Source organism: Afipia dichlorophenoxyacetatis (assembly GCF_055386385.1).
This window is the reverse complement of record NZ_AP029250.1, coordinates 4,364,857-4,390,642: the sequence shown is the minus strand read 5'-3', so window position 1 is coordinate 4,390,642 and position 25,786 is coordinate 4,364,857. Positions and strand designations below refer to the sequence as shown.

The following is a 25,786-nucleotide window of genomic DNA, read 5'->3' as shown; positions in this document are numbered from 1 at the left end:
TCACGGCCGGTGGTTTTGTTTTGGATGGTCTCTCAGGTCAGGGTGAATTCAAGGTCACCGAGTTTGTCGATGCTGGAGACGATCTTGTCGCCTGCCTTGAGCCACACGCGTTTCTCAGGCGGGTAACCGAGGATCACGCCTTCGGGTGTGCCGGTGAAAATCAGGTCGCCAGGCTCGAGCGTCATGTAGCGCGAGGCATAGCTGACGAGCTGCTTGACGTTGAAGATCATGTTCTTGGTGTTGGTGGACTGGCGCTGCTCGCCGTTGACCAGGGTCTTCAGGTTGAGGTTTTCCGGATCAACCTGATCGCCGGTCACCAACCATGGACCGATTGGCCCCCAGCCGTCGCCGGTCTTGCCAAGCATCCACTGGCCCGAACGTAATTGTTGATCGCGTTCGGAGAAGTCCTGACCCGTGCAGTAACCGAACACGTAGTTGAGCGCATCGGCTTCACTGACGTTACGGGCCGTCTTGCCGATCACGGTTACCAGCTCGGTCTCATAGTCAAAATTCTTGCCGGGCTCTTTTGAGACGGAGATCGTGCCGCCGTGATGGTTGAGGGTGGAGTTGTATTTGTTGAACAGGATCGGCTCCTTTGGGAGCGTCTCGTTGGCTTCCGCCGCATGGGCTCTGTAGTTCAGGCCGACGCAGATAATCTTGCTGGGCTCCGTGACGCAGGGAGCGAATTTGGCTGATTTTTCCGCGACCAAATATTTGTCGCCAGCTGCTTTCGCCTTGTCGATGGTCGACTTCAGCGCGGCGGCATTGTACTCGCCGCTGATCACTTGATCGGTGGAGAGCGGTGCGCCAAGCTTGAAGACCTGTTCGGCTGCCGACACATTCACGATGCCCTTGTCGGTGCGCACGCCGAGCGCCAGCCCCATCGGGGTCTGCAGCATCGCCAAGGTCATGTTCTTTGTCGTTTCGAGCTTGGGCGGCTGGCCGGGCGCCGGGGCGGCGCTTTTGGCCTGAGCGAAGGCCTCGCCGGCACTGGTAGAGAGCAGGCCACCTGCGACCACGCCTGCGGCAGAGGACTTCAGGAATTTGCGGCGGTCATTATCCATTGTTCTTCCATCCCTGTTTTTTGTTGGTCAGCACGATTTTGCAGTGCTGAAAGGCCAAGCTAACACTGGAAAATGGCCCCTCAAATGGGTAAGTCATGCGGAGAAGGCGTGACGCTCGCGCGCTTTATTGATCGGAACCTCGATGAAATCAGCCATTCTCGTATTCCCAGGCATCAACCGCGAACGCGACATGGCGCGGGCGTTGAAACTGGCCTCCGGCAACGATGCCGCGATGGTGTGGCACGCCGAGACCTCCCTTCCGAAGGGGACGGATCTGGTCGTCGTCCCGGGCGGATTTTCCTACGGGGACTATCTGCGCTGTGGGGCGATTGCCGCGCGCGCGCCGATCATGGACGCGGTGCGGGCTCATGCCGCTGCTGGCGGTCTTGTGCTCGGCGTTTGCAATGGCTTTCAGATCCTGTGTGAGACCGGGTTGTTGCCCGGTGTGCTGATGCGTAACGCGCAGCTCAAGTTCATCTGCCGCGATGTGCATCTTCGCGTCGAGCGCTCCGATACGCCGTTTACGCGCGGCTATAACGCGGGGCAGGTGATCCGCGTGCCGGTGGCGCATGGCGAAGGAAATTATGCCGCTGACGAAGAAACCGTTCGTCGGCTGGAAGGCGATGGGCGCGTGCTCTATCGTTACTGCTCGCCCAACGGTGAAGTCGGCGACACGCACAACATCAATGGCGCAGCCGCATCGATCGCAGGCATCGTCAGTGAGAAGGGCAATGTGCTCGGGATGATGCCGCATCCCGAGAACCATGTTGAAGACATCATGGGATGCACCGACGGCCGCGGGCTGTTCGCCGGTCTCGCCGAGCATTTGAAGCGCGCCGCCTGATCGACCGCGGAACAGCTGACAAAATTTCTCTCATAATCCCCGAACGCACCGCTTCAGCGGTGCGACAAAAAGGAAATTGAACCTCGGGGATTGAGGATGCCGCTCGCGCTGATCATTGTTCTGCTTGATATCACCCTGGTGTATCACGCGTGCAGGGCCGGGCGTGCGCGGCCCTGGGCCTTTATCATCCTGATGGCTCCTGGCATCGGCGGTCTTGCCTACATTGTCGTCGAACTCATTCCGGAGATCTTTAGCAGCCCGGATGCAAAGCGGGCGCGGCAGCGAATTGCCAACAAGCTCGATCCGGAAAAGCAATATCGGGCACTGTGCGATCAACTCCAAATTGCCGATACGGTTGCCAATCGAGCGGCCCTTGCCGCCGAATGCCTTGAGGTGGCCCGCTTCGAAGAGGCAAGGCAGCATTATGCCCACATCCTGACACTGCAGTCTGGAGACGATCCGGCTTATGCGCTCGGAGAAGCGAAGGCAGAGTTCGGCTTGCGTCAATATGCGGACGTGATCGCAACGCTTGATGCCCTACGCAGCAGATGGCCCGATTTCGAATCCGCCGAAGGTCATTTGTTGTACGCTCGCGCATTGACCGAGGGCGGGCGCATCAATGAAGCCCTGGAAGAGTTCGAAGCACTGTCTCACTACTATCCCGGCGCGGAGGCTCGGGTTCGCTATGGTCTGCTGCTCGATCAACAAGGCCTTAAGACAGAAGCCAAGGTGGTGTTTACCGAGTTGCTGATTCAAATGAACCGGGCACCGAAATACCTCCGCGATAAGCAAAAAGATTGGCTTTCGATTGCGGAAAAATATCTGGCTGCGTGACACGTCCACGATCGCAACCTGCCTGAATTCAGGGCACGTCGCTGCAATCGTCTGCGGTGCAGAAAGGAATTTTGTCCGAGCTGTCGCGGGCAGGGTGTCACGATCCGTGCATCGAGAGCGCCCGAACGCTTCAATTGCTGTTCTTTTATCTCCGAAGACATTGAGGCGGCCCAAAATTTCAGCATCTCCGGTGGTCCGGCTTCGTGCCGCGCTGGCCTGAAACTTGCTCCGTCAATTCCTGCAGCCCGTTGCGTGAAGCTATCCAGTCGCGCGCTGCAGGAGATCACATGTCCAAATTTTCAGTTTGTTACGCTTTAGCCTTCGCAGCCGCTCTCGGTCTTTCAGCCAAGCCCGTGATGGCCGAGACCACTTTGCGGATCGGTATGACGGCGGCCGACATTCCTACCGCGACCGGCCTTCCGAATAACGGGTTCGAGGGCTTGCGCTTCCTCGGCTATCCGATCTTTGAAGGACTCGTGTTGTGGGATTTGACCAAGACCGACCAACTGGCGGGTCTTCGTCCTGGCCTTGCGGAAAAGTGGGAGCAGGCACCCGACGATAACAAAACCTGGGTCTTCCATCTGCGTCATGGCGTGAAATTTCACGACGGTACTGACTTCAACGCCGACGCCGTGATCTGGAATCTCGATCGCTTCTTCAAGAACGACAGTCCTCAATTCGAGGCAGCGAGTTCGGCAATGTCACGGGCACGCGTGCCGATGATGAGCTCCTACAAGAAGATCGATGACTATACCGTCTCGATCACGATGACCACCGCGGCATCGTATTTTCCTTATATGGCAACTTATCTGTTGTTCACGTCGCCGGCGTCGTTCGAGAAGGCCGGGCACGACTGGAGCAAGGTTGCGTTATTGCCTGCAGCGGGCACAGGTCCGTTCCGCATCACCAAACTTGTGCCGCGTGAACGTGTCGAGCTCGCGCGTTTCGATGGCTACTGGGATGCGTCCAAGAAAGCCAAGGTCGACAAAGTGGTGCTGATGCCGATCCCCGAGGCTAATGCGCGGCTGGCCGCGCTGCGCTCGGGGCAGGTTGATTGGATCGAAGTGCCGCCGCCGGACGGTGTCGCGTCGCTGAAAGCGGCGGGCTTCAACATCACCACTGGCTCCTATCCCCATGTCTGGCCGTGGTTCTACAACATCGGCGCGACCAACAGCCCGTTTAAGGACGTCAAGGTTCGTCAGGCGCTCAACTACTGCGTTGACCGAGAAGGATTGATCTCGCTGGTCGGCGGCAACGCCGAACCGTCAGCCGGCTGGCTCAAGACCAGCGACCCTAATTTCGGAAACCCCGTCAATCGCTACAAATTCGATCCGGCTAAGGGCAAGGCGTTGCTCGCAGAGGCCGGTTACACTGCCGCCAAGCCACTATCGTTCAAGGTACAGATCTCAAGCTCTGGATCGGGGCAGATGTTGCCGTTACCGATGAACGAGTTTCTTCAGCAAAATCTCAAGGAAGCATGTGGCGTCAATGTCGAGTTCGACGTGGTCGAATGGCAGGTCCTGCTGACGAATGCCCGTGCGACGCCGGATAGTCCAAGCCTGAAAGGTGCGATGGCACTCAATATCAGTTCACCATCATCCGACGTCAGTCTCATGGCGCGTTATTTTTCGGTCGCTTATTTCTCGCCGAATGGCTTCAATTTCGAACAATGGAAGGATGACGAGTTCGAAAGCGCTCTGAAGACGCTGGGGGAGGCCACCGATCCCGCAGTGATCTCCGCGGCCACCCGCAAGGCACACGAGCGTCTGGTCGACAATCCGCCCTGGCTCTTTATCGTCCACGATCTCAATCCGCGGGCGATGAGCACCAAGGTCAAAGGATTCATCTCACCGCAATCGTGGTTCCTGGATATGACGTTGGTCAGTATGCAGTGATCATTCCGCCGGGCTGGCGGGTTCTGATCCACGTGTCTTCACGCGCGTAATGGTCCCGGCGGTCTGCAAACAGTGCCCCTGTCCGAGGACAGGGGTGCTGCGATGGATGTTACGCCGTACGCAGCGTCTTGAGGAACTTGTCGACCTCGGTACGCAGTTGATGGTTTTCTTTTATGAGCGAGAGCGCTGAGCCATGGACGTTCGCGGCGGCGTGTCCAGTTTCTTCGGCGCCCTTGTTGACCCGCACGATATTCGCCGCGACTTCCGACGAACCCGTCGCAGCCACGTGAATATTGTGCGCGATTTCCTTGGTGACGGCATTCTGCTGATCGACAGCCTCGAAGATCGCATTGGCGATCTTGGAGATGAAGCCGATGGTGGTACCGATCTCGGAGATAGCGGTGACCGTTTCGCCGGTTGAAGCCTGCATCTCGCTGATCTGTGTGGAGATCTCTTCGGTCGCTTTCGCTGTTTGGGAGGCGAGGGCCTTCACCTCCGATGCGACAACGGCGAAACCTTTGCCCGCTTCGCCCGCGCGCGCGGCTTCGATCGTTGCATTGAGCGCAAGCAGATTGGTCTGTTCGGCAATGGCGCTGATGATCTTGATCACGTCGCCGATGCGGCTCGCGGAATTGCTGAGTTCGGCAATGCGGCCGTTCGTGCTTTCGGCTTGCTTCACGGCGTCGTTCGCGACTTTCAGCGACTCCTGAACCTGCCGCGAGATTTCGGAAACCGACGAGCCCATTTCCTCGGTGCCGGAAGCAACCGACTGCACATTTGTCGATGCCTGTCCGGATGTGGCCGCGACAGACGTCGACAATGTCCTGGTTTCCTCCGCTGTCGCCTTCAGCGTATCGGCCGCCGACTTGAGGCTTTCGGACATCGTTCCGACCCGCTGGACGATCTGAGCGATGCTTTGCTCGAACTGGCCCGCCAAACCCTCCAAAGCGTTGCGCTTGTCGCGTTTGCCGGCGTCCAGATAAACCGAAATCGCGAAGTCCATGTCGAGCAACGCGGCACCGACAATGGCGTCCATGATCTTGGCCTTCTTTTCAAACATCGCGCGGCCCGGGAAACGGGAGGTAACGGTCGTCTCAATATGGGTGATCAAGCCGCTGATGATCTTCTTGTAGCCGCCGATGTACCAGCGCGGCTCGAGACCAAGGCGATGATGGGTTTCTCCAATCTGGCTCACGGACTGCACGTAAGCCTCATCGAATTTCGCTGACAGGATCATGTCCCAATGGGCGAGCTGGGCAGCTTTGGCGTGCGCGACGATTTCTGGACGCGGAAACAGCTTCTGCACGTCTGGAAACTTGGAAATCGACACGTAGAAGGCGTCGAGGATGCCGGGCAGGGCCTTCATCGCCACGGGGCGAATCTCGCGGAGCGCAGCGCGCGAGGTTTCGTCGATCCCGTTGAAAGCAATTCTGGAGGCGAGGGCAGCAGAGGAATTCATGGCAACGGGACCTGCATGGCGAGGGAATGCGTGGTCGCACGCCGCCACCTGATCAAAGGCGGGGCTGGCCACACTGTCCGGATGGAAAGGGCTGTCTGAAATGCCGGGACGCGGTCAAGAAGCGCTGGCAAATCAATGGTTATTGCGCTTTGGTTAATGCACTCTAAATACAGGGTTTCCGGGCGTTCTCAGGCCGGAAAAAAAGAGGTTCAGGGCTGTCCCCAGCTTTGGCCGCCCCTTGAGAAATTGACCACCAAAAAGCCCTTTCCGCCCTTCGTTGTTCTCCTTAAACAGGGGCTTCAACAGCACCCCGCGAGCTCATGATTTCCAACGAACCCAAGATCACCCCCGAACTCGTCGCCAGCCACGGCCTGAAGCCGGATGAGTACGAGCGCATCCTCAAACTGATCGGGCGCGTTCCGAGCTTCACGGAACTGGGCATCTTTTCGGCGATGTGGAACGAGCACTGCTCATACAAGTCCTCGCGCATTCATTTGCGCGGCCTGCCGACCAAAGCGCCGTGGGTGATCCAGGGGCCGGGTGAAAACGCCGGTGTGATCGATATCGGGGACGGGCTGGCGGTGGTCTTCAAGATGGAGAGCCACAACCACCCCAGTTACATCGAGCCTTATCAGGGCGCGACCACGGGCGTCGGCGGCATCCTGCGCGACGTCTTCACCATGGGCGCGCGGCCGATCGCGTGCCTCAACGCGTTGAGCTTTGGCGATCCGTCACACCCGAAGACCCGCCATCTGGTCTCCGGCGTGGTTGCAGGCATCGGCGGCTACGGCAATTCGTTCGGCGTGCCGACCGTCGGCGGTCAGATGCGCTTCCATACGCGCTACGATGGCAACATTCTCGTCAATGCGATGGCGGTGGGGCTCGCGGAAGCTGACAAGATTTTCTATGCGGCGGCGAGCGGCGTGAACATGCCGATCGTCTATCTCGGCTCCAAGACGGGCCGCGACGGCATCCATGGTGCGACCATGGCCTCGGCCGAATTCGACGATGCGAGCGAGGAGAAGCGCCCGACCGTGCAGGTCGGCGATCCGTTCGCGGAAAAGCTTCTGTTGGAGGCTTGCCTCGAAATCATGGAAGCGGACTGCGTGATCGCGATCCAGGATATGGGCGCAGCCGGTCTGACCTGTTCTGCAGTTGAAATGGGCGCGAAGGGCGACCTTGGCGTCGACCTTGATCTCGATACCGTGCCGACCCGCGAAACCGGGATGAGCGCCTACGAGATGATGCTCTCGGAAAGCCAGGAGCGCATGCTCATGGTGCTCAAGCCCGAGAAGGAAAAAGAGGCCGAGGCGATCTTCAAGAAGTGGGGTCTCGATTTCGCAGTGGTGGGTTACACCACGCCGTCCAAGCGTTTCGTCGTCAAGCACGGTGGCAGCGTGATGGCCGATCTGCCGATCAAGGAGCTGGGTGACGAAGCGCCGCTCTATGACCGTCCTCATGTGCCGTCGCCGCAGCTGCCGGTGATCCGCGCCCAGGACGTCAAGGCACCGCTCTCCAACTCCGAAGCGTTGTCCAAGCTGATTGCGACGCCGGAATTGTGCTCGAAGCGCTGGGTCTGGGAGCAGTACGACCACGTTATCGGCGGCAACACATTGCAGCGTCCGGGCGGCGATGCCGCCGTCGTGCGCGTGCAGGATGGTCCGAAGGGGCTTGCGCTCACCGTCGATGTGACGCCGCGCTATTGCGAGGCCGATCCGTTTGAGGGCGGCAAGCAAGCGGTGGCCGAGGCTTGGCGCAATATCACGGCGGTCGGTGGCCGTCCGCTTGCCATCACCGACAACCTGAACTTCGGCAATCCCGAGCGGCCCGAGATCATGGGCCAGTTCGTCGGCTGCCTGAAGGGCATTGCGGAAGCCTGCACGGCGCTGGACTTCCCGGTCGTGTCCGGCAACGTCTCGCTGTACAACGAAACCAACGGCCGCGGCATCCTGCCGACACCCTCGATCGGCGGCGTCGGGCTGCTCGATGATTTCACCAAATCCGCAACATTGGCGTTCAAGGCTGCGGACGAAGCCATTCTGCTGATCGGCGACACCCATGGCTGGCTCGGCCAGTCGATCTATCTGCGGGACATCTGCGGCCGTGAAGAGGGGGCTCCGCCGCCGGTCGACCTTGCAACCGAAAAGCGTAACGGCGACGTGGTTCGCGGAATGATCAAGGGCGGTACGGCAACCGCCGTTCATGACATTTCCGACGGCGGCCTGCTGGTGGCGCTGGCCGAAATGGCCATGGCTAGCGGTATCGGCGCCATTCTCGATGCGCCGCCAGAGGAGCTCGTCCCTCATGGCTACTGGTTCGGTGAGGATCAGGCGCGGTACGTGGTCACCGTCCCAGAAGCCCATCTCCTGACCGTTCTGAGCAAGCTGAAAGCGGTCGATGTACCGTGCCACGTCATCGGCAAGACCGGCGGGCACGACATCGTCGTTGAGGGTGAAGCGCCTGTGTCGATCGCTTCGCTCAAGGCTGGCTTTGAAGGTTGGCTGCCGGGTTATATGGCGGGGAAAAGCTGAGGAACGGCTCAAGTGGTCCGATTCTAACGTTCGCATCCTGTCTCGGCAGCACTTTTGCGAACGTTAGAATCGAAAGACCACTAGCAAACATAAGATTCTAGTGAAGCTTTGGGATTTGACGTTCGCATCGCGAATTCGCGGCAAGCAGGGTAGCGAACGTCAAATCCGCTCCACTAGAGCTCCTCAATCGTGACTTTGTCAGGATAGAATGCGAGGTGCCCGGCGATCTCTTTCACGGAATCGTAGGGTGTCTCGTAGGTCCAAATCGCGTTTTCCAGCGTCTTTCCGTTCGCTGCGATGCTGAAATAGCTCGCGTCACCTTTGTAAGGGCAATAGCTGGCATGGCTGGTGCGCTCGAGCTTGGCAGCATCGGCATCCGTACGCGGAATGTATTGAACCGCTGGATAGCTCGCTTCCTTTAAAGTGAGAGCCTGGCTCGTTTCGGCAATGACTTCTCCGCCGACGCTGACCCGGACCCGTTTCGGGTTGAGCGTGACGGTGATCGGATGATCCGGGCCTGGAATTTTCATTCGAGGATTCATAGACGATATCTCCTGTCGAGATCGGACATATAGGGACGATCCGCCGCAATGCTCGCGTGACCTCGCATGTTGCGTGAGGTAGAATCGGGCATATTTGGTGCATTGCCAGCACGAGATGACCAGGAGACCGAGAAAATGCCGATGGATGCGCGGGACATCGAAACGATGATCAAGGCCGCATTGCCCGACGCCCAGGTGACAATCCGAGACCTCGCCGGAGACGGGGACCACTATGCGGCCACCGTCATATCAGAGTCATTCCGTGGCAAATCCCGTGTCCAGCAACACCAGATTGTCTATCAGTCGCTGAAGGGGCAGATGGGCGGTGTGCTTCATGCTTTGGCGCTGCAAACCGGCGTGCCAGAGTCATAGCTCAACTCCGCGCTGTGTGACGAGCGGTGTCGCAACTGAAACACGGTGAGACATTGTTGTGCAAGCGATCCGCGCGTGACCATCATCGCGTCACTTACGTCGAATAGACGTGCGCAGCGCGCGTCAATCCGTTTCAGCGATCAAGGCGTGAGCCGAGAACATGTCATTTGGATCGGTCCAGGTCGCGCGCGAGTCCCAGCCAGAGCCGCGGGCCAGCGCGATGAAGCGCTCAATGCTATATTTATAGCTGCTCTCGGTGTGAATGCTTTCGCCTGCCCGGAATGAAATGGCGCGGCCCAGTACGCGTATCGTCTGGGCCTTCAGGCTGACGAGATGCATTTCGATGCGGTGGCGCTCGCGGTTGTAGATCGCACGATGGGTGAACGCCGAGAGATCGAAATTCCCGCCAAGCTCGCGGTTGATGCGCACCAGCACGTTGAGATTGAACTTTCCTGTGATGCCGGCGCTATCATTGTAGGCGTCGTGAAGGACGCGCTCATCCTTTTCCAGATCGACGCCAACGATCAGTATTGCGCCTTCGCCGAGAATTTCGCGCGCGCTGCGCAGGAATGCACATGCTTCGTGCGGATCGAAGTTGCCGATGGTTGAGCCGGGAAAGAACCCGACCTTTGGCATATCCTTGACCTCAATCGGCAGCGCAAACGGTTTGGTGAAATCTGCCGTCACCGGATAAACGGCGAGATTCGGGAAATCACGCCGCAGGGCGGCTGCCTGTCCATTGAGAAAATCACCGGAAATATCCACCGGGACGTAAGCGCCGAAGGTGCTTTCGTTCAGCAACAAACGAACTTTGGTTGTCGCACCGGCGCCGAACTCAACCAGTGCGGCTCCCGGGGGAATCGCGGCTGCGATGTCCGCGCCGCGATCACGCAGGATGCGCAACTCAGTACGGGTCGGGTAATACTCCGGCAGCAAAGTGATCTGCTCGAACAGTCTGGAGCCAGCCTCGTCGTAGAAATATTTCGGGGAGAGCCGTTTCGGTTGCTGCGTCAGCCCGGCGATTACGTCCTGCGCAAATGTGGTGTCCTTTTGGTCAACAAGAGGCGTGCTGGCCAACGCGGTCGCGTGTACATTCATAAGGAATCTCCCGAGGCGCACTGCGCCTATTCATCAATCAAACGGCGTAGTCGGCGAGGCGCAGCCCCGTGAATTGCCAGCGATGGTGAGGATAGAAGAAATTTCGATAGGTGATGCGGCTGTGACCCTCTGGCGTGGCCAGTGACGAGCCCCGCAGCACCAGTTGATTGACCATAAACTTGCCGTTGTATTCGCCCAGCGCGCCCTCAATGGCCCGATAACCTGGGTAGGGTGAGTATGAACTGCGTGTCCATTGCCAGACGATGCCGAACGGATCGTTGAGATGTCCCGCACGGGCTGCGACCTCCCACTCCATTTCGGTCGGGAGATGCTTGCCGCTCCAGCGCGCAAACGCATCAGCTTCGTAGTAGCTCACGTGCGAGACGGGGGCCGACGGATCAACCGGCTGAAGACCGCCCAACGTCATGATGTGCCAAACGCCGTCGATGTCGCGCCAGTGACCGGGCGCTTGCCATTCCTCCTTGGCGGCGGCCGCGAAGCCGTCCATCAGCCAGAGCGTGGCCGTGCTGTAGCCGCCGTCCTTCATGAAGGCGAGCCACTCACCGTTGGTCACAAGGTTGCGCGCCAGCTTGACTGGCCCCACGAGTGCGCGGTGTGCCGGCTTTTCATTGTCGAAGTGGAATGTATCGTTCGGGTGGCCGATGGTGTGGATGCCCTCGGTCAGGGTCAGCCATTCTGCACCGGTTTGGGATGCGGTGGGAAACGTCCAGGCCGGATCGTAGGCAGGCGGAATCGGATTTTGCGCGAAGGCGTGCAGGATATCCGTCAGCATCAATTCCTGATGTTGCTGCTCGTGATTGAGGCCGACTTCGATCAGTGGCTGGAGAGAGGCGAGTTTATCCTCGCTCGCTTCGTTAAAGAATTTGGCGACGGCCGCATCGACGTGCTTCCGATAAGCCGTAACGTCCTCTGCGCCGGGGCGGGTTAGGTGGCCGCGCTGGGCGCGCGCGTGCCGTGGCCCGGCGGTGACGTAATAAGAGTTAAACAGGAAGGCGTAGTCCGGATGATAGGGCGTGTAGCCCGGGCAATGCTCACCAAGCAGAAACTGCTCGAAAAACCAGGTGGTGTGGGCACGGTGCCACTTGGCCGGACTAGCATCCGGCATGGACTGCACAAGCTGATCTTCCGGAGATAGCGGGGCGGCCCGGCGCTCGGTTTCGTCCCGGACGGTCCGGTAGGCAGCCAGCAAACGGGCCGCGAGATCGCTATGGGGGGCCTGGGAAACGGAGAGGGGTGTCGCGGCGGTGGTCGAGGAAGCTGGCTTCGTCACGAAAATCTCCGGTTCAGGGGAGAACGATCCTCCAATGGATCGGTTCCAGGAACAGTTTGCCCTAGATAGGGGAGATACGAGAGAATTAAAGACGATATTACCTATTCAGTGCCCTAAGCCGGGCCGGGAAAATTGGGAGGGGCGACCGTCAACCGGCGGGGGATTCATGGGAAAGCATGGCTCCTCCTCACCAATTTGATTGGGATGCGGAACCATTTCGGTCTACATATATGCCTAAAGTGACAGGTAGATGAGCGAATCCCGCGCCCTCTGGCGGGGGTGGACCCCTAAAGGATGCGACTATGAGCATTGAGCAATTCATTGAGAACGAAGTGAAGTCCAACGACGTCGTGCTGTTCATGAAGGGCACGCCGCAGTTTCCGCAGTGCGGGTTCTCGGGCCAGGTGGTCCAGATCCTCGATCACGTGGGCATCGCCTACAAGGGCCTCAACGTTCTCGAATCGGGCGAACTACGCGACGGCATCAAGATCTATTCGAACTGGCCAACCATTCCGCAGCTCTACGTGAAGGGCGAATTCGTTGGCGGTTGCGACATCATCCGCGAAATGTTCCAGGCGGGTGAGCTGCAGCAGTTGCTCGCCGACAAGGGTGTCGCGATTCAGCAACCAGCGGGCTGATCTGATCGGTTAAGAGTTTTGAAGGCCCGGGCGCTGAGCGTCCGGGCCTTTCGTTTTATCAGGCCTCTCGTCGCAGTATTTCACGCACGAGATCGATCGTCTCCGTGATCATCGCCGCACTCACATCGAGATGGGTGCAAGCTCTGATCCGGCGGCTATCCAGCATCGAAATCAAGACGCCGTGCTCGCGCAGTTTTGTCACCAGTTGCTGCGGTGGCAGTCCCGCACCACTTGTTTCAAAGAACACAAGGTTCGTCCCTGGCTGCTGAACCACGACGCCCTGAATTTGCGCGAGACCTCGTGCGAGTGCGCGAGCATTAGCGTGGTCATCCGCGAGGCGATCGACGTGATGATCAAGCGCATAGATACAGGCTGCCGCAGAATTTCCTGCCTGGCGCAAGGCACCGCCCAGCCGTTGTTTCCAGCGCCAGACAGCATCGATGAAGTCGTGTGAACCGGCCATCACGGCGCCAAGCGGAGCGCCGAGGCCCTTGGTAAAATCGATCCAGACGGAATCCCATCCGGAAGACATTTCACGTGCTGAGATGCCTGTCGCAACACAGGCATTGAGCAGCCGGGCTCCGTCCATATGGGTCGCGAGCTTATTCGCCTTGCCGATTGCCGCGACCTCGCTGAGGATGGATTGGGGCCAGATGGTCCCGCCACCAATATTGGCCGTCTGCTCGACGCTGACGAGCGTCTGCGCAGCCGCATAGCGCGACGGCGGCTGGATCGCGGCCCGCAATGTGTCCGCCGTAAATTGTCCGTTGGCGCCCACCAATGGCGTGATCTGGATGCCACCCAGCGCGGCATGGGCGCCACCTTCGCGGGTGAGGATATGCGCGGATTCGTGCGCGAGGATTTCATCGCCTGGCCGACACGTCGCCAGCACTGCGGCGACGTTGCACATCGTGCCGGATGGCATGAACACTGCAGCTTCCTTGCCAAGCAGGTCAGCGACGCGTTCGCACAGCAGATTGACGGTTGGATCATCCCCGATCTGCTCGTCGCCGACTTCGGCCCGCGCCATGGCCTCGCGCATGGCAGGTGTGGGGCGGGTTTGCGTATCCGACAGCAGGTTGATGCGGATTGGCGGAAGCGCAGGGTCGCGCGGAGCGGGAGTAAACGTCATGCGTAACTTCTCTTGATCAACCGTGAGACGACAATTTAGCGAAGGCGAGATGACCATGCATGGGAAAAATCCAGCTTTCGAATGGCCTTAAAGTAACAAGACACGCAGACTTGCGCGACCGTGATCGCTGGCTAAAGTCTGCGGGGCCACTAACCCCTGAGGTCTCACTTGTCTCCCCGTATATTCCGCCGTTGTCAGACTGCCTCTATCCTGATTGCTGCAACCGTCGCAGCGACACTGTTGATTTCGACTGTGAAGGCTGCCGAGATCATCGGCGATCCCAAACCGGAGCAAGCCGGTTTCTCACTGCAGGGGCTGCAGCGTGTCACTGACTATTTTCAGAACGAGGTGAGGACCGGAAAGATTCCCGGCGCGATCGTTCTGATCAAGCGGCATGGTGAGACGGCTTATTACGGATCGTTCGGCGTACGTAACGTTGCGACCAAAGCGCCCATGACGGCAGACACTATCTTCACGCTGTATTCAATGACGAAGCCGATCACGTCGGTTGCCGCATTGATGCTGGTGGAGCAGGGGAAGCTCGCTCTCGATCACGAGGTGGGCCAATACATTCATGGCTTTTACAACGTGAAGGTCGGCGCCGAGAAGATGGGCCCTGATGGCCAGCCGGTTCTCGATCTGGTTGCTCCGCATCGCCCGATGCTGATTCACGATTTGATGCGGCACACCGCCGGTATTCCTTACGCGTCGCTGGCGTATGGAGTGGTGAAGAAGCCCTACGATGACGCCAATCTCATATCTGGCAATTTCACCAATGCCGAGGTCGCCGACAAGATTGCGGCGTTGCCACTGATCGCACAGCCAGGCGAAGTTTGGGTCTACGGTCATGCGAGCGATGTGCTGGGACGGGTGATTGAAGTCATCTCAGGAAAGTCGCTTTATCAGTTCGAAAAAGAAAACCTGCTCGATCCGCTCGGCATGACGAACACGAGTTTTTTCGTCACTGATCCTGCAAAACAAGACCTGCTTGCCTTTCCATTGCCGAAAGAGAAGCTGGATCGTGATCCGCGGATCGTCACGAAATGGGAGTCCGGCGGCGGCGGAATGGTCGCCTCCATCAGCGACTATGCGCGCTTCCTGCAGATGCTGTTGAACAAAGGAACACTCGACGGCAAGCGCATTCTGAGCCCCAAGACTGTGGAGTTCATGACGTCCAACCAAATCGGCGAAGCGGCTGGTGTCAAACCCTGGGCCTATTATTTCCCGGGCGCGGGCTACGGCTTCGGTCTCGGCGTCGCTGTGCGCACCGAGGCGGGCGTCGCCCATTGGCCCGGATCGATCGGCGAATACGAATGGAGCGGCGGCAGCGGAACGTACTTCCTCGTCGATCCGAAGGAAGACATGTTCGCTATTTTGATGATCCAATCGTCATCCCAGCGTGGCCGCATTCAATCGGCGGTGAAGGGCATGATCTACGGGGCGATCGAGAAGTAGCGCGATCGTTGTGGGCCAAACAAAAAGGCCGCCCATCGGGCGGCCTTTCGTTTTTCGCAAATCGCGCTGGAGAGATTAGCGCGAATAGAATTCGACGATCAGATGGGGTTCCATCTGCACCGGGAATGGCACTTCCGACAATCCCGGAATGCGAACAACCTTTGCGGTCTGCTTGCCGTGATCGACTTCCAGATAGTCAGGAACGTCACGCTCTGCGAGCTGGTTGGCTTCGAGCACGAAGGTGAGCTGCTTGGAAGCTTCCTTCACCTCGATGACGTCACCGACCTTCACCTTGTAGCTGGCAATGTTGACGCGCTTGCCGTTCACCTTGATGTGGCCATGGTTGATGAACTGGCGGGCAGCGAACATCGTGGAGACGAACTTCGCGCGGTAGACGACAGCGTCCAGACGGCGCTCGAGCAGGCCGATCAGGTTTTCGCCCGAGTCACCCTTGAGGCGGGTCGCTTCGACGTACACTGCGTAGAACTGACGTTCGGAAATGTTGGCGTAGTAGCCCTTGAGCTTCTGCTTGGCGCGCAGCTGCGTGCCGAAGTCGGATAGCTTGCCCTTGCGGCGCTGGCCGTGCTGGCCTGGGCCGTATTCGCGCTTGTTGACGGGGCTCTTCGGGCGGCCCCAGATGTTCTGGCCCATACGGCGATCGATTTTATACTTCGCCTCACTGCGCTTAGTCATCGCGTCCTCTTTCAAGTTTAAGGTTTTGAGGAAACGCGCCCTCCTGTGCACCGGAAATTCCGGCGCCGACAGATCCGCCCCATAAGCTTGATGAGGAAGACCACGGGTCGCGAAACACAACGCGGGCCGAAGACGGCCCGCGAGCAAGGGGGTTCTATGGAAAAACCCCCACAATGTCAAACAGATCTACTACTTTGCCGGGGCTGGCGTCGCCAGCGGCTTGGTTTTGTCGACGACATAAATCCCCAGCACTTTCATGGGCTTGTCGCCAAGAACCTTGGCGTCGTGCACCACGCCGGCCGGGATATCGTAGGAATCGCCTGCTTTTAGGTGCAGAGCTGGCTGACCGTCGATCATGAGGTTGCCTTCTCCCTCGAGCACGTATCCGGTTTCGATGCCGGGATGCGTATGCCGCCCAGCAGCTCCGCCCGGGGCGATTTCGGCAATGCCGGTAATGGTCGTGTAACCGTCAGGGAAATCGATCTTCTGCAGCGGCGTGCGCTTGATGCCTGCCGGTGGTTGTTGGGCAATGGCTGCGCCTATGCCTGTGAGGGCAATAACGGCAACACAAAGCAGCGACTTTCTGAACATCAACATTGGATTCTCCCATGCCATTCTCTTTGTGGAATGGATCACTAGTGTGGTGGTTCAGAAGTTCGCTTCATTTTCTCGGCGCGTCTTTCAAGCGAACTTCTGAACCGAACCACACTAGAATCATAAGTTTGCTAGTGTCCTTTCGAATCCGAAGTTCGCTACGCGGTGTGCTGCACTATGAGGCGAACTTCGGATTCAGGACACTAGAAGGCTAGCAGTGAAGTTGTGGCAGCGGAAGAAGTGGCCGTTGAGGCAACCAGACTAGTAGAGCGGATTTGATGTTCGCTATCCTACATGCAACGAATTCGTGATGCGAACGTCAAATCCAAAGCTCCACTAGCATCCTATATTTGCCAGTGGTCCTTCGATTCTAAGGTTCGTAAGAGTGCTCGCCGAGTCAGGATGCGAACGTTAGAATCGGGCCACTGGTGCCAAAAACGGCTGAAGTGCATTTGCAAGAACCGGCGACGGCTCTTGCCCGGACGTAAAGATGAATTGGGCAGGCGATGTGTGCGTTCCACTGTTCGATGCGCCGAGCAGATCGTTTACGCGCCGCGCAATCGCCGGTGCAGGATCGATCCAGTCGACATTCCAGGGCGCCAACGCGATCAGCCGATCGTTGAGAAGCGGATAGTGGGTGCAGGCAAGTACGACGGTGTCGGTTCGCGCGTCGCCATTGAGGAAGCATGGTGCGATCTCGGCGGCGATTGCCTCGTCGCTGATGCTTTCGCCCTTCAGCGCGGCTTCTGCGAGGCTGGCGAGGTTCTCAGCGCCGACCAGCGTGACGTCGCAGCCTTGCGCGAAATCCCGGATCAACGCCTTGGTGTATTCGCGTTTTACAGTGCCCTTGGTGCCGAGCACAGAGACACGTTTGGTTTTTGATGATGCGCAGGCAGGCTTGATCGCAGGCACCGTGCCGACGAAAGGCACGCTGTAGGCCTCACGCAGATGCGCCATGACCAATGTGGAAGCAGTATTGCACGCGATGACGACGAGATCGGGCCGATGAGCCGTGATGAGTTCACCGATCAACGGCACGACGCGTGAGATGATTTCCTCTTCAGTGTGCTGACCGTAGGGAAAATAGGCGTCGTCGGCGACGTAAATATAATGCGCCAGCGGCCGCATCCGGACGATCTCACGGAAGACGGTGAGACCCCCAAGGCCGGAATCGAACACAAGAATGGTCGGTGTGTGTGACACGGGAAACAGGCTAACGGACCAGCGGTTACAATTGGGTTGCTATCTGCGAGCCGCGAAAGTTTGGGGGGCATCCGGTTGCCGCATCCCTTACCATCGCGTTGAAATGATTCAAGACTTTGGCCTGATCCCACGTATCCGGCGTGTGGATCTCGAACACCGTCGTTTGCATCAATGGCAAAATGATGGGTTGGAACCCCAATTCCAGCGAATATCCCGGCAGATGTACTGCGCAGACGTGTGAGTTAAACCGGCTTCAACGGCTGATGCGGTGCTTCGGGCAATTCGATCCGGATGGCGTCGCCCGGGCGGATGTCACCGTCGGTAAGCACGATGCTCATCACGCCCGCCTTGCGGATCAGGTTGCCGTCGGCATCCTTATCCAGCGTTGCCGCCATCAGACCTTTCTGAAACTGGTCGATTTGGATGCATGGATTTCGCAATCCGGTGACCTCGACAATGGCGTGGTCGCCGATGTGAAGCCGCGTCCCAGTCGGCAGGCCAAGCAGGTCGATGCCGCGCGTGGTGACGTTCTCACCCATGTCGCCGGGACGAACGATAAAGCTCCTGGCTTCAAGTTCGTCGAACAGCTCCTCGTGCATCAGGTGACCTGCCGCAAATTGGGCTGGGTGGGATCTCGCGCAACGCGTGAGCGGTGTTTCACCGTCTCACCCATATGCGCGTCGCCAACGACGCCAAGACCTTTCAGCAGGCGGATGCTCAGGCTGTTCGGCTTGCTGAAAGTATGGCTCTTGCTCAGGCTGACGGTGGTGACAATTCCCATCAGGTCAGGCCGCTCCAAACACGCGCTTGAAGATCGTGTCGACGTGCTTGAAGTGATAGCCGAGGTCGAACTGCTCTTCGAGTTCGACATCCGTGAGATACTTCTTCACGTCGGCGTCTTTCTTCAGCAGCGGCAGGAATTCACCTTCACCGCGCCACACCGGCATGGCGTTGCGCTGCACCAGCTTGTAGGCGTCCTCACGTGACGCGCCTTTTTGCGTCAATGCGATCAGCACGCGCTGCGAGTGAACAAGGCCTCCGAGGCGATCCAGGTTCTTCTGCATATTGGCCGGATAGACCAGCAGCTTGTCGACCACACCGGCAAGACGATTGAGCGCGAAGTCGAGCGTCACCGTCGCATCCGGACCCATCATGCGTTCTGCGGAGGAGTGCGAGATATCGCGCTCGTGCCAGAGCACGACGTTTTCCAGAGCCGGCGTCACGTAGGCGCGGACCATGCGCGACAGACCGGTGAGGTTCTCCGTCAGCACGGGATTGCGCTTGTGCGGCATCGCGGAGGAGCCCTTCTGGCCCTCGGAGAAGAACTCCTCGGCTTCGAGCACTTCAGTGCGCTGCATGTGGCGGATTTCCACCGCAAGCCGCTCCATCGAGGATGCAATCACGCCGAGCGTTGCAAAGAACATCGCGTGGCGGTCGCGCGGAATGACCTGTGTCGAGATTGGTTCGACTTCCAGACCCATCGCCTTGGCAACATGTTCTTCAACGCGCGGATCAATTTGCGCGAAGGTGCCGACGGCGCCGGAGATGGCGCAGGTCGCGACTTCCTTGCGGGCCGCGACGAGGCGGGCGCGGGCACGGGTGAACTCGGCATAGGCGTAGGCGAGTTTCAGGCCGAAGGTCACCGGCTCGGCATGGATGCCGTGCGAGCGGCCGATGGTCGGCGTCATCTTGTATTCGAACGCGCGGCGCTTCAGCGCCTCAAGCAGCTTGTCGATGTCGGCCAGCAGCAGGTCTGCGGCGCGTGCGAGTTGCACGTTGAGGCAGGTGTCGAGCACGTCGGAAGAGGTCATGCCTTGGTGCACGAAGCGCGCTTCGGGCCCGACGATCTCCGCCAGATGGGTGAGGAACGCGATGACGTCGTGCTTGGTCTCGCGCTCGATCTCGTCGATCCGTTCGACGTTGAAGGTGGCATCCTTTGCCTTGGCCCAGATGGTCTTGGCGGCTTCCTTCGGAATCACACCGAGATCTGCCAGCGCATCAGCGGCATGGGCCTCGATCTCAAACCAGATCTTGAAGCGTGACTGAGGCTCCCAGATGGAGACCATTTCGGGGCGGGAATAGCGTGGGATCATGTCGGGGTCCTTTCGCGGAGGCTGTACCAGAAGCCGCCGCCGGAGACAAACAAAACGGGCCGTTTTTGCAGCATTTTCCGCGGCTTTCGACCGATTCGCGATGCAGAGGATTCACGAGTCCTGTGGGGAGAGTGGCGTAGCGAAGCGTTGTTCCCTCGGCGCATCTTCCCGGCGTGCAAGCCGGCTGATAGCCTCACGTTCAACCGGGCGCAAAGTCCCGGCAAAAATGGGGAGATACTATGAAACGCTCTGTTGCGGTGGCGCTGGCTGCCGCTGCTTTTGCTGCGCCCGCCGGTGTGGCATCCGCCAAGGTCGTGAAATTTGAAGTTGTCCGGACGGAATCGCCCGCCTTTGAAGGGCGTACGTTCGGCAGTGTCGGGACCTACGACAGGATTATCGCTCGCGCCACCATCGCGGTTGCCCCGGGCGATCCGCACAACACCATCATCGTGGACGTCGACAAGGCGCCGCGGAATCCGCAAGGGCAGGTGGAAGCGACAACCGACGTCGAGATTCTTCGTCCGACCAATGCAGCCAATGGAAACCGCCGGCTGTTCTATGAAGCGCTGAACCGCGGCGGCAAGCTCGGTTTCGCGCTGTTCAACGACGACAACCCCGTCGTCAATGATCTGGTAAAGGCGGGCGACGCAGGAAACGGCTTCCTGATGAACCGCGGCTATACGTTGGTCTGGAGTGGATGGCAGGGCGACATCATGCCGGGCGGCGGACGCATGACGTTCACGCCGCCGGTCGTGCCGGGCATCACAGGAGCCGCGCGTGAGGAGTTCGTGTTCGACAACATGGACAATCCGGCCAGCGGCACGCTCAGCTATCCTGCCGTCGATCTCGATCCGGCGCAGGCCAAGCTCACAGTTCGTGAGCGTGAAGCAGACGAGCGGAGCGCGCCTGCGGATCTGTCGTTCAAATATGATGGGGACAGCAAGGTCTCGATTACACGTCCGGCGAACTTCGATGCCGGTGCGATCTACGAACTCGTCTATCCCGCGAAAGACCCCAAAGTGATGGGGCTTGGCTTAGCAGCGACGCGCGATGTCGTTTCGTTCCTGCGTTACGAGAAGGCGGACGCTGCAGGCAACGCCAACGTGCTGGATGGGCGCATCGACAAGGCGATCGGATTTGGCCTGTCGCAGAGTGGCCGCTATCTGCACGACTTCATCTATCTCGGTTTCAACGGAGATGAATCCGATCGGGTGGTGTTTGAAGGCCTGATGCCGCATATCTCGGGCGGCAAGAAGACGTTCACGAATTACCGCTTCAGCCAGCCTGGGCGTTCTCCCTATCAGCACGCCGACATGCTCTATCCGGGATCGGAATTTCCGTTCACCTATCCGGTCACGACTGACGCATTGACAGGAAAGAGCGACGGTTTGCTGGCGCGATGCCTCGCCGCGAAGAACTGTCCCAAGATCATCAAGTCCGACAGCGAGATCGAGTTCTATCAGCAGCGCGCTTCCCTGGTGGTGACCGATACGCAAGGCAATGCGATCACAATGCCGGACAATGTGCGATTGTACTTCCTGTCCAATCTGCAGCACTTCGCTCTGGCCAATTCGAAACCGGAAACGACCAAGACCTGTCAGTTCCCGACCAACCCGCTCAATGCCGGTCCATCGGTGCGGGCTCTGTTGGTCGCGCTCGATGCCTGGATGACGAACGGAACGGAGCCGCCGGCGAGCAGGTATCCGAGCCGGGCTGACGGGACGCTGGTCGAGCCGACAATCGAGGCCGTCGGCTTTCCGGCGATTCCTGGCTTTCCCTACAAGGGCACGATGACGAAACCGGTGCTGATCGATTTTAGCGTCATGCCGCCACGCAAGGGCAAACCTTATCCGGCGTTTCTGCCGAAGACGGATGCGGGCGGCCGCGCGATCGCGGGCGTCCACCTGCCGACGCTGGAAGCACCAGCCGCGACGCACACAGGATGGAATGTCCGCAAGGCGGGCTATTCAGAAGGGGAGTTGTGCGAGAACAACGGATCGATCATTCCGTTCGCGGCAACCAAAGAAGAGCGGCTGAAGACCGGCGATCCGCGTCTGTCGATGGCGGAGCGATATCCTCATGAAGGGGATCGTGCAGCGGCCATCGAGAAGGCCGCGCAGCAACTTGTGAAAGACAGGTTGTTGCTGGAAGAGGACGTGAAGATCTTCACGCAAGCCACAAACTAACGGCACACACCGGGCTGCCGGACCGGCAGCCCGGAATGTCGTAAGGATCAGATCGCCTCTCCACGAACAGACGCGGCCGCATTGCGGATCGCGGCGATGTTCGCCTTGTAACTTTCCATGGTGCCGCCCTTGAATACGGCGGAGCCTGCGACGAACGCATTGGCGCCGGCCGCAGCGATCTCTGCCGCATTGGCAGCGGTCACGCCTCCGTCGACTTCGATGTCGATCGGACGGCCTGCACACATCGCACGAACCTGCGAAATTTTTTCCAGCACGGCAGGGATGAACGACTGACCGCCGAAGCCCGGGTTGACCGACATCACCAGCACGAGGTCGATGGAGTCGATCACATATTCGATCGCACTCGCGGGTGTCGCGGGGTTGAGCGAGACGCCGGCCTTTTTGCCGAGCGCGCGGATCGCCTGCAGCGAACGATGCAGGTGAGGGCCGGCTTCCGCGTGGACGGTGATATGATCGCAGCCGGCCTTCGCGAAGGCTTCAAGGTATGGATCGCAGGGCGCGATCATCAGGTGCGCATCGAAGATCTTCTTCGAATAGGGGCGCATCGCCTTGATGACGTCGGGCCCGTAGGAAATGTTCGGCACGAAATGGCCATCCATCACGTCGAGGTGCATCCAGTCCGCGCCAGCCTGATCGACAGCGCGGACTTCTTCGCCAAGCTTTGAGAAGTCGGACGCCAAGATCGAGGGGGCGATGATCAAAGGGCGTGACGTGAAGGGTTGGGACATCGTTGGTTCCAGTGGTTCACCGGCTGCGGCAAGCTCGTTTCGCCTAACACGCGGGCGTACGGCTCGCAACGCGAGGTACGAGCCTTACACAGACTCTAGTGTCCCGGTTCTGACATTCGTATCAGTTCGCGGCTAGCTCGTTTACGAATGTCAGAACCCAAGGGATACTAGCAAAGCTATGTTTCTAGTGCGGTTTTGTATCTGACGTTCGTAAGATGGACCATTGGTTAGTGCTGATACGAACGTCAGATACACCGCACTAGCGGTCAAAAAGGCACGGCAAGTTCTGCCGCAACGGCAGAACTTGCCGTACCAGACAGCGATCCCCAGTCCCGGAAGTGCCTGTTTTTACTCGGTTTGATGTGCGGCACGGCATTTGCTGGATGATTTGCGGGATCATCTGAGCCGCACGCTGTGCGGCATTCGGGGAGTGTTACGATGCTTTTTGCCATGGGTGCCGCAAGCGCCGCCGCCGGCGCAGCCGCGGGAGCTGTCGATTTTCTGTCGTCGCTGGTCAAGCCAAAGTCCAGCGCGACAAACACGAGCGGCACGCAAAGCAGCTCAAGCCCGTTTAGCCTGACTAATCTGGGCAAAACATCTGGTTCAACGCAAATCCTGTCGAGCAGCGCTGCCCGCACCAGCGGAACCCTATCGCCCGAGACGTTTAATGCACTGCTTGCGCAGCAAGATCCCAGCAAGCCGTCCGATGCACTCAAGGACCTGTTCTCGCAGATCGATGGCAACAGCGACGGCAAGATCACCAAGTCCGAATTCGAGGACAAGCTCGGTGCCGGCGGCACCAATACCGCGGCTGCCGACAATGTCTTCAACCAAATGGACACTGACGGCGACGGCTCGGTGAGCCTCGAGGAAATGGCTTCGGCGCTGAAGGGCAAGGCCGGCGGCGCCCAGCATGCGCACGGCGGAGGCGGCGGCAAGGGCGGAGGTGGCGCGGATGCGCTGATGGATGCCTTGCAGGCAGCGACCACCACGTCGACGACGAACAGCGATGGTTCGATCACGACCACGATGACTTACGCCGACGGCACGACCCTTACGACGAGCCAAGCGGCTCCGGCAAGCAACACGCCGAGCAAGGCGGCTTCAACTTACAATCTGGTCGACAAGATGACGCAGTATCGCACGGACTCGCTTTCGACAGCAGCGAAGCAGTCACTCTCCATGCGTGCGTGATGACGCGCGGCTGTTCGCTGTCATCGCGTGCAGCCCACGCTATTTTCCGAATTTCTGCTTCCATGCCGGCGGTGCGCCAGCAAACGGAAGTGCTTCGGCCTCATAGACGCCACGCGCGATCGCGCGTGCCACGACGTTCGCTGCGAGAGCGCCCAGTTCGGTCAATCCAATCAGTGGATCGATCGGTTTGACGCCGGTCGCTGCAGTGAAGACGACGTCACCGTCGAGCGGCGCGTGAACCGGATAGATCGCGCGCGCAAATCCGGTCTGCGCGATCATCGCAAGACGTTTCGCCTGTGGCTTGGTCAGGATCGCGTCGGTCACGACAACAGCCAGCGTGGTGTTCTCGATCGCGGTCGTCGCCGGAGCGCCCTTCAAGCGCATGGCCAGCATGTCCGGCGAAAAAGTGGGCGGCAGTCCGCGCCCGCCGAATTCGTTGTTGACCTCGAAGGGCGCCGCCCAGAACCACGGCCCATCGCCGACGTTGACACTGCCAACCGCATTGACCGATGCGATGGCTGCGACCTTCACGCCGCCTGGAGTCTCCGCGGACGCTGACCCGATGCCGCCCTTGAAATTCGCCGTGGTGGCACCGAGCCCCGCACCGACACTGCCCAGTGCGAAGGTTGTGCTCGCGTTGGCGGCTGCGCTGTAACCCAGATCTCGGTAAGGCGGGAAGCGGCCCCATTTCTTGTTGCCGCCGTTCAGCATGTCGAACATGACGGCGCCGGGCACAATCGGAATGAGCGCGTCACCAACTGGAAAGCCGCGGCCATGTTCGGCGAGCCAGGCCTGGATCCCACCGCCAGCTTCGATGCCGAAAGCCGAGCCCCCGGATAGCGCAATTGCATCCACACGCTCGACTGTGTTCGGCAATTCCAGCAGGGCACCGTCCCGCATACCCGGTCCCCCGCCACGAACGTCAGCTGAAGCGACCGCCGGTTCATCGAAGATGATTGCTGTCACGCCCGATGCGACGGTTGCGTCCTCGGCGTGGCCGACCCTGACGCCGGCAATGTCGGTGAGCAGGTTTTCCATCCGTAAGTCCCAAGTGTCCGAGATGAACGTCCGCCTCGCTCCGATCACAACACGCGGAACGAGCAGAGCGGAGCTTGCATAGCACACCGGCCACGGTGCAATAAGCGGCATGATCCATGATGTTTCGATCCCCGCCGCGCTGCTGGCCGGCCTTATCAGTTTCCTGTCGCCGTGCGTGTTGCCACTGGTGCCGCCGTACCTTGTCTACCTGACGGGGGCGACGATCGAGCATGTCGCGAGCGAAGAAGAGCCCCGGGCTTCTCGGCGTGCCGTCATGATGTCTGCGCTTGTCTTCGTCCTCGGATTTTCCACGGTATTTATCGCCCTGGGTGCCAGTGCTAGCCTGATCGGCGGATTGATCCGCGTCTGGTCGGCGCAGTTGTCGATTGTCGCGGGCATCGTGATTATCTTGATGGGCCTGCATTTCCTCGGGCTGACGCGCATCGGCTTCCTGATGCGCGAAGGCAGGCTGCCAATTCCGAAGCCTGTTGGGCTCTGGGGCTCCTATGTAATGGGGCTCGCGTTTGCGTTCGGCTGGACGCCATGCATCGGACCGATCCTCGCAGCGATCCTGTCGGTGGCGGCGTCTGAGGCGACAGTCACCAAAGGAGCGGGGCTGTTGGCAGTTTATTCGGCCGGTCTCGGCATTCCGTTCCTGCTCGCCGCCTTCATGGTCGAGCGTTTCTCATCGATGCTGTCCCGCATGAAGAAACACCTTGCCACCGTCGAGCGCGTCATGGGCGTGCTCATGGTGCTCACCGGCGTCGCGTTTCTCACCGGAGCCGTATCGTCCGCAAGCATCTGGCTGCTGGAGACGTTCCCGGCGCTGCAGAACTTCGGTTGAAAATGAAACAGGCCGCTCCGATTTCTGGAGCGGCCTG

General features: G+C 59.4%; 22 protein-coding genes and 1 pseudogene. 10 read left to right on the top strand and 13 right to left on the bottom strand.

All coding sequences use genetic code 11. The annotated features are described in order from the left end of the window. Positions 1–32: 32 nt before the first annotated feature. Entirely contained in the window at positions 33–1,064 is a 1,032-nt protein-coding gene (locus ACZ5C3_RS20545; RefSeq protein ID WP_464032564.1) for a fumarylacetoacetate hydrolase family protein, read from the bottom strand. Between the two features lie 142 nt (positions 1,065–1,206). Here ACZ5C3_RS20545 and purQ point away from each other — a divergent pair, with 142 nt between their 5' ends. The 3 genes from purQ to ACZ5C3_RS20530 all read left to right on the top strand — a co-directional run bounded on the left by purQ (position 1,207) and on the right by ACZ5C3_RS20530 (position 4,637). Then, entirely contained in the window at positions 1,207–1,908 is a 702-nt protein-coding gene (gene purQ / locus ACZ5C3_RS20540) for a phosphoribosylformylglycinamidine synthase subunit PurQ (protein WP_464032562.1), read from the top strand. Positions 1,909–2,004: 96 nt separating this feature from the next. After that, a complete protein-coding gene (locus ACZ5C3_RS20535; protein ID WP_464032560.1) occupies positions 2,005–2,742 on the top strand; it encodes a hypothetical protein in 738 nt (245 codons plus the stop codon). A gap of 287 nt (positions 2,743–3,029) precedes the next feature. Beyond that, on the top strand, positions 3,030–4,637 hold the full coding sequence (locus tag ACZ5C3_RS20530; RefSeq protein WP_464032559.1) for an ABC transporter substrate-binding protein: 1,608 nt from the start codon (positions 3,030–3,032) through the stop codon (positions 4,635–4,637). Between the two features lie 109 nt (positions 4,638–4,746). Here ACZ5C3_RS20530 and ACZ5C3_RS20525 read toward each other — a convergent pair whose 3' ends face one another. Beyond that, the gene (locus ACZ5C3_RS20525; RefSeq protein WP_464032557.1) at positions 4,747–6,096 is read right to left on the bottom strand and encodes a protoglobin domain-containing protein; all 1,350 of its coding nucleotides are present in this window, start codon (positions 6,094–6,096) and stop codon (positions 4,747–4,749) included. A 320-nt stretch (positions 6,097–6,416) separates the two neighbouring features. Between ACZ5C3_RS20525 and purL the strand changes: the two genes are divergently transcribed. Continuing rightward, entirely contained in the window at positions 6,417–8,627 is a 2,211-nt protein-coding gene (gene purL / locus ACZ5C3_RS20520) for a phosphoribosylformylglycinamidine synthase subunit PurL (protein ID WP_464032555.1), read from the top strand. A gap of 173 nt (positions 8,628–8,800) precedes the next feature. On the opposite strand, the gene ACZ5C3_RS20515 is transcribed toward purL, so the two are convergent. Next, complete coding sequence (locus tag ACZ5C3_RS20515) at positions 8,801–9,169, bottom strand: DUF427 domain-containing protein (protein WP_464032554.1); 369 nt, start codon at positions 9,167–9,169, stop codon at positions 8,801–8,803. Between the two features lie 135 nt (positions 9,170–9,304). Here ACZ5C3_RS20515 and ACZ5C3_RS20510 point away from each other — a divergent pair, with 135 nt between their 5' ends. Continuing rightward, on the top strand, positions 9,305–9,541 hold the full coding sequence (locus ACZ5C3_RS20510; protein ID WP_424627287.1) for a BolA family protein: 237 nt from the start codon (positions 9,305–9,307) through the stop codon (positions 9,539–9,541). A gap of 123 nt (positions 9,542–9,664) precedes the next feature. Here the strand turns inward: ACZ5C3_RS20510 and egtD are convergent, their stop codons facing one another. Then, complete coding sequence (gene egtD, locus ACZ5C3_RS20505; protein WP_464032552.1) at positions 9,665–10,639, bottom strand: L-histidine N(alpha)-methyltransferase; 975 nt, start codon at positions 10,637–10,639, stop codon at positions 9,665–9,667. A gap of 37 nt (positions 10,640–10,676) precedes the next feature. After that, positions 10,677–11,930, bottom strand: a complete 1,254-nt coding sequence (gene egtB / locus ACZ5C3_RS20500; protein WP_464032551.1) for an ergothioneine biosynthesis protein EgtB — start codon at positions 11,928–11,930, stop codon at positions 10,677–10,679. Positions 11,931–12,232: 302 nt separating this feature from the next. Here egtB and grxD point away from each other — a divergent pair, with 302 nt between their 5' ends. After that, entirely contained in the window at positions 12,233–12,568 is a 336-nt protein-coding gene (grxD, locus tag ACZ5C3_RS20495) for a Grx4 family monothiol glutaredoxin (protein WP_464032549.1), read from the top strand. Positions 12,569–12,626: 58 nt separating this feature from the next. Here grxD and ACZ5C3_RS20490 read toward each other — a convergent pair whose 3' ends face one another. Continuing rightward, the gene (locus tag ACZ5C3_RS20490; RefSeq protein ID WP_464032547.1) at positions 12,627–13,700 is read right to left on the bottom strand and encodes a threonine aldolase family protein; all 1,074 of its coding nucleotides are present in this window, start codon (positions 13,698–13,700) and stop codon (positions 12,627–12,629) included. Positions 13,701–13,910: 210 nt separating this feature from the next. Here ACZ5C3_RS20490 and ACZ5C3_RS20485 point away from each other — a divergent pair, with 210 nt between their 5' ends. After that, positions 13,911–15,155 carry a serine hydrolase domain-containing protein gene (locus ACZ5C3_RS20485; protein ID WP_464038390.1) on the top strand — a complete coding sequence of 415 codons (1,245 nt, stop codon included), beginning with the start codon at positions 13,911–13,913 and terminating at the stop codon, positions 15,153–15,155. Positions 15,156–15,230: 75 nt separating this feature from the next. Here the strand turns inward: ACZ5C3_RS20485 and rpsD are convergent, their stop codons facing one another. From rpsD to purB, 5 genes and pseudogenes are all read right to left on the bottom strand, one after another. Further along, on the bottom strand, positions 15,231–15,848 hold the full coding sequence (gene rpsD, locus ACZ5C3_RS20480; RefSeq protein WP_464032545.1) for a 30S ribosomal protein S4: 618 nt from the start codon (positions 15,846–15,848) through the stop codon (positions 15,231–15,233). A gap of 189 nt (positions 15,849–16,037) precedes the next feature. After that, complete coding sequence (locus tag ACZ5C3_RS20475) at positions 16,038–16,439, bottom strand: cupin domain-containing protein (RefSeq protein ID WP_464038389.1); 402 nt, start codon at positions 16,437–16,439, stop codon at positions 16,038–16,040. Between the two features lie 414 nt (positions 16,440–16,853). Then, positions 16,854–17,645, bottom strand: a complete 792-nt coding sequence (gene murI, locus ACZ5C3_RS20470; RefSeq protein WP_464044241.1) for a glutamate racemase — start codon at positions 17,643–17,645, stop codon at positions 16,854–16,856. A 242-nt stretch (positions 17,646–17,887) separates the two neighbouring features. Then, a pseudogene (locus ACZ5C3_RS20465) lies at positions 17,888–18,426 on the bottom strand (MOSC domain-containing protein). 4 nt (positions 18,427–18,430) lie between these two features. Further along, positions 18,431–19,738: an adenylosuccinate lyase gene (gene purB, locus ACZ5C3_RS20460; RefSeq protein WP_464032542.1), complete on the bottom strand. Its 1,308-nt coding sequence runs from the start codon at positions 19,736–19,738 to the stop codon at positions 18,431–18,433. Positions 19,739–19,977: 239 nt separating this feature from the next. On the opposite strand from purB, the gene ACZ5C3_RS20455 reads away from it, so the two are divergent. After that, complete coding sequence (locus ACZ5C3_RS20455; RefSeq protein ID WP_464032541.1) at positions 19,978–21,924, top strand: alpha/beta hydrolase domain-containing protein; 1,947 nt, start codon at positions 19,978–19,980, stop codon at positions 21,922–21,924. Between the two features lie 47 nt (positions 21,925–21,971). Here ACZ5C3_RS20455 and rpe read toward each other — a convergent pair whose 3' ends face one another. After that, entirely contained in the window at positions 21,972–22,673 is a 702-nt protein-coding gene (gene rpe, locus ACZ5C3_RS20450; RefSeq protein ID WP_464032539.1) for a ribulose-phosphate 3-epimerase, read from the bottom strand. A gap of 438 nt (positions 22,674–23,111) precedes the next feature. Between rpe and ACZ5C3_RS20445 the strand changes: the two genes are divergently transcribed. Then, complete coding sequence (locus ACZ5C3_RS20445) at positions 23,112–23,867, top strand: EF-hand domain-containing protein (protein WP_464032538.1); 756 nt, start codon at positions 23,112–23,114, stop codon at positions 23,865–23,867. A 39-nt stretch (positions 23,868–23,906) separates the two neighbouring features. Here ACZ5C3_RS20445 and ACZ5C3_RS20440 read toward each other — a convergent pair whose 3' ends face one another. Next, positions 23,907–24,905, bottom strand: a complete 999-nt coding sequence (locus ACZ5C3_RS20440) for a P1 family peptidase (RefSeq protein ID WP_464032536.1) — start codon at positions 24,903–24,905, stop codon at positions 23,907–23,909. A 109-nt stretch (positions 24,906–25,014) separates the two neighbouring features. Here ACZ5C3_RS20440 and ACZ5C3_RS20435 point away from each other — a divergent pair, with 109 nt between their 5' ends. Then, positions 25,015–25,749 (top strand): cytochrome c biogenesis CcdA family protein, encoded by a 735-nt coding sequence (locus ACZ5C3_RS20435; RefSeq protein WP_464032534.1) that lies wholly within the window; start codon positions 25,015–25,017, stop codon positions 25,747–25,749. Positions 25,750–25,786: the final 37 nt, after the last annotated feature.

Coding starts and splice junctions, on each gene's coding strand:
- ACZ5C3_RS20545 (WP_464032564.1), bottom strand. CDS start 1,064: ATGGATAATGACCGCCGCAAATTCCTGAAGTCCTCTGCCGCAGGCGTG.
- purQ (WP_464032562.1), top strand. CDS start 1,207: ATGAAATCAGCCATTCTCGTATTCCCAGGCATCAACCGCGAACGCGAC.
- ACZ5C3_RS20535 (WP_464032560.1), top strand. CDS start 2,005: ATGCCGCTCGCGCTGATCATTGTTCTGCTTGATATCACCCTGGTGTAT.
- ACZ5C3_RS20530 (WP_464032559.1), top strand. CDS start 3,030: ATGTCCAAATTTTCAGTTTGTTACGCTTTAGCCTTCGCAGCCGCTCTC.
- ACZ5C3_RS20525 (WP_464032557.1), bottom strand. CDS start 6,096: ATGAATTCCTCTGCTGCCCTCGCCTCCAGAATTGCTTTCAACGGGATC.
- purL (WP_464032555.1), top strand. CDS start 6,417: ATGATTTCCAACGAACCCAAGATCACCCCCGAACTCGTCGCCAGCCAC.
- ACZ5C3_RS20515 (WP_464032554.1), bottom strand. CDS start 9,169: ATGAATCCTCGAATGAAAATTCCAGGCCCGGATCATCCGATCACCGTC.
- ACZ5C3_RS20510 (WP_424627287.1), top strand. CDS start 9,305: ATGCCGATGGATGCGCGGGACATCGAAACGATGATCAAGGCCGCATTG.
- egtD (WP_464032552.1), bottom strand. CDS start 10,639: ATGAATGTACACGCGACCGCGTTGGCCAGCACGCCTCTTGTTGACCAA.
- grxD (WP_464032549.1), top strand. CDS start 12,233: ATGAGCATTGAGCAATTCATTGAGAACGAAGTGAAGTCCAACGACGTC.
- ACZ5C3_RS20490 (WP_464032547.1), bottom strand. CDS start 13,700: ATGACGTTTACTCCCGCTCCGCGCGACCCTGCGCTTCCGCCAATCCGC.
- rpsD (WP_464032545.1), bottom strand. CDS start 15,848: ATGACTAAGCGCAGTGAGGCGAAGTATAAAATCGATCGCCGTATGGGC.
- ACZ5C3_RS20475 (WP_464038389.1), bottom strand. CDS start 16,439: ATGTTCAGAAAGTCGCTGCTTTGTGTTGCCGTTATTGCCCTCACAGGC.
- purB (WP_464032542.1), bottom strand. CDS start 19,738: ATGATCCCACGCTATTCCCGCCCCGAAATGGTCTCCATCTGGGAGCCT.
- ACZ5C3_RS20455 (WP_464032541.1), top strand. CDS start 19,978: ATGAAACGCTCTGTTGCGGTGGCGCTGGCTGCCGCTGCTTTTGCTGCG.
- rpe (WP_464032539.1), bottom strand. CDS start 22,673: ATGTCCCAACCCTTCACGTCACGCCCTTTGATCATCGCCCCCTCGATC.
- ACZ5C3_RS20445 (WP_464032538.1), top strand. CDS start 23,112: ATGCTTTTTGCCATGGGTGCCGCAAGCGCCGCCGCCGGCGCAGCCGCG.
- ACZ5C3_RS20440 (WP_464032536.1), bottom strand. CDS start 24,905: ATGGAAAACCTGCTCACCGACATTGCCGGCGTCAGGGTCGGCCACGCC.
- ACZ5C3_RS20435 (WP_464032534.1), top strand. CDS start 25,015: ATGATCCATGATGTTTCGATCCCCGCCGCGCTGCTGGCCGGCCTTATC.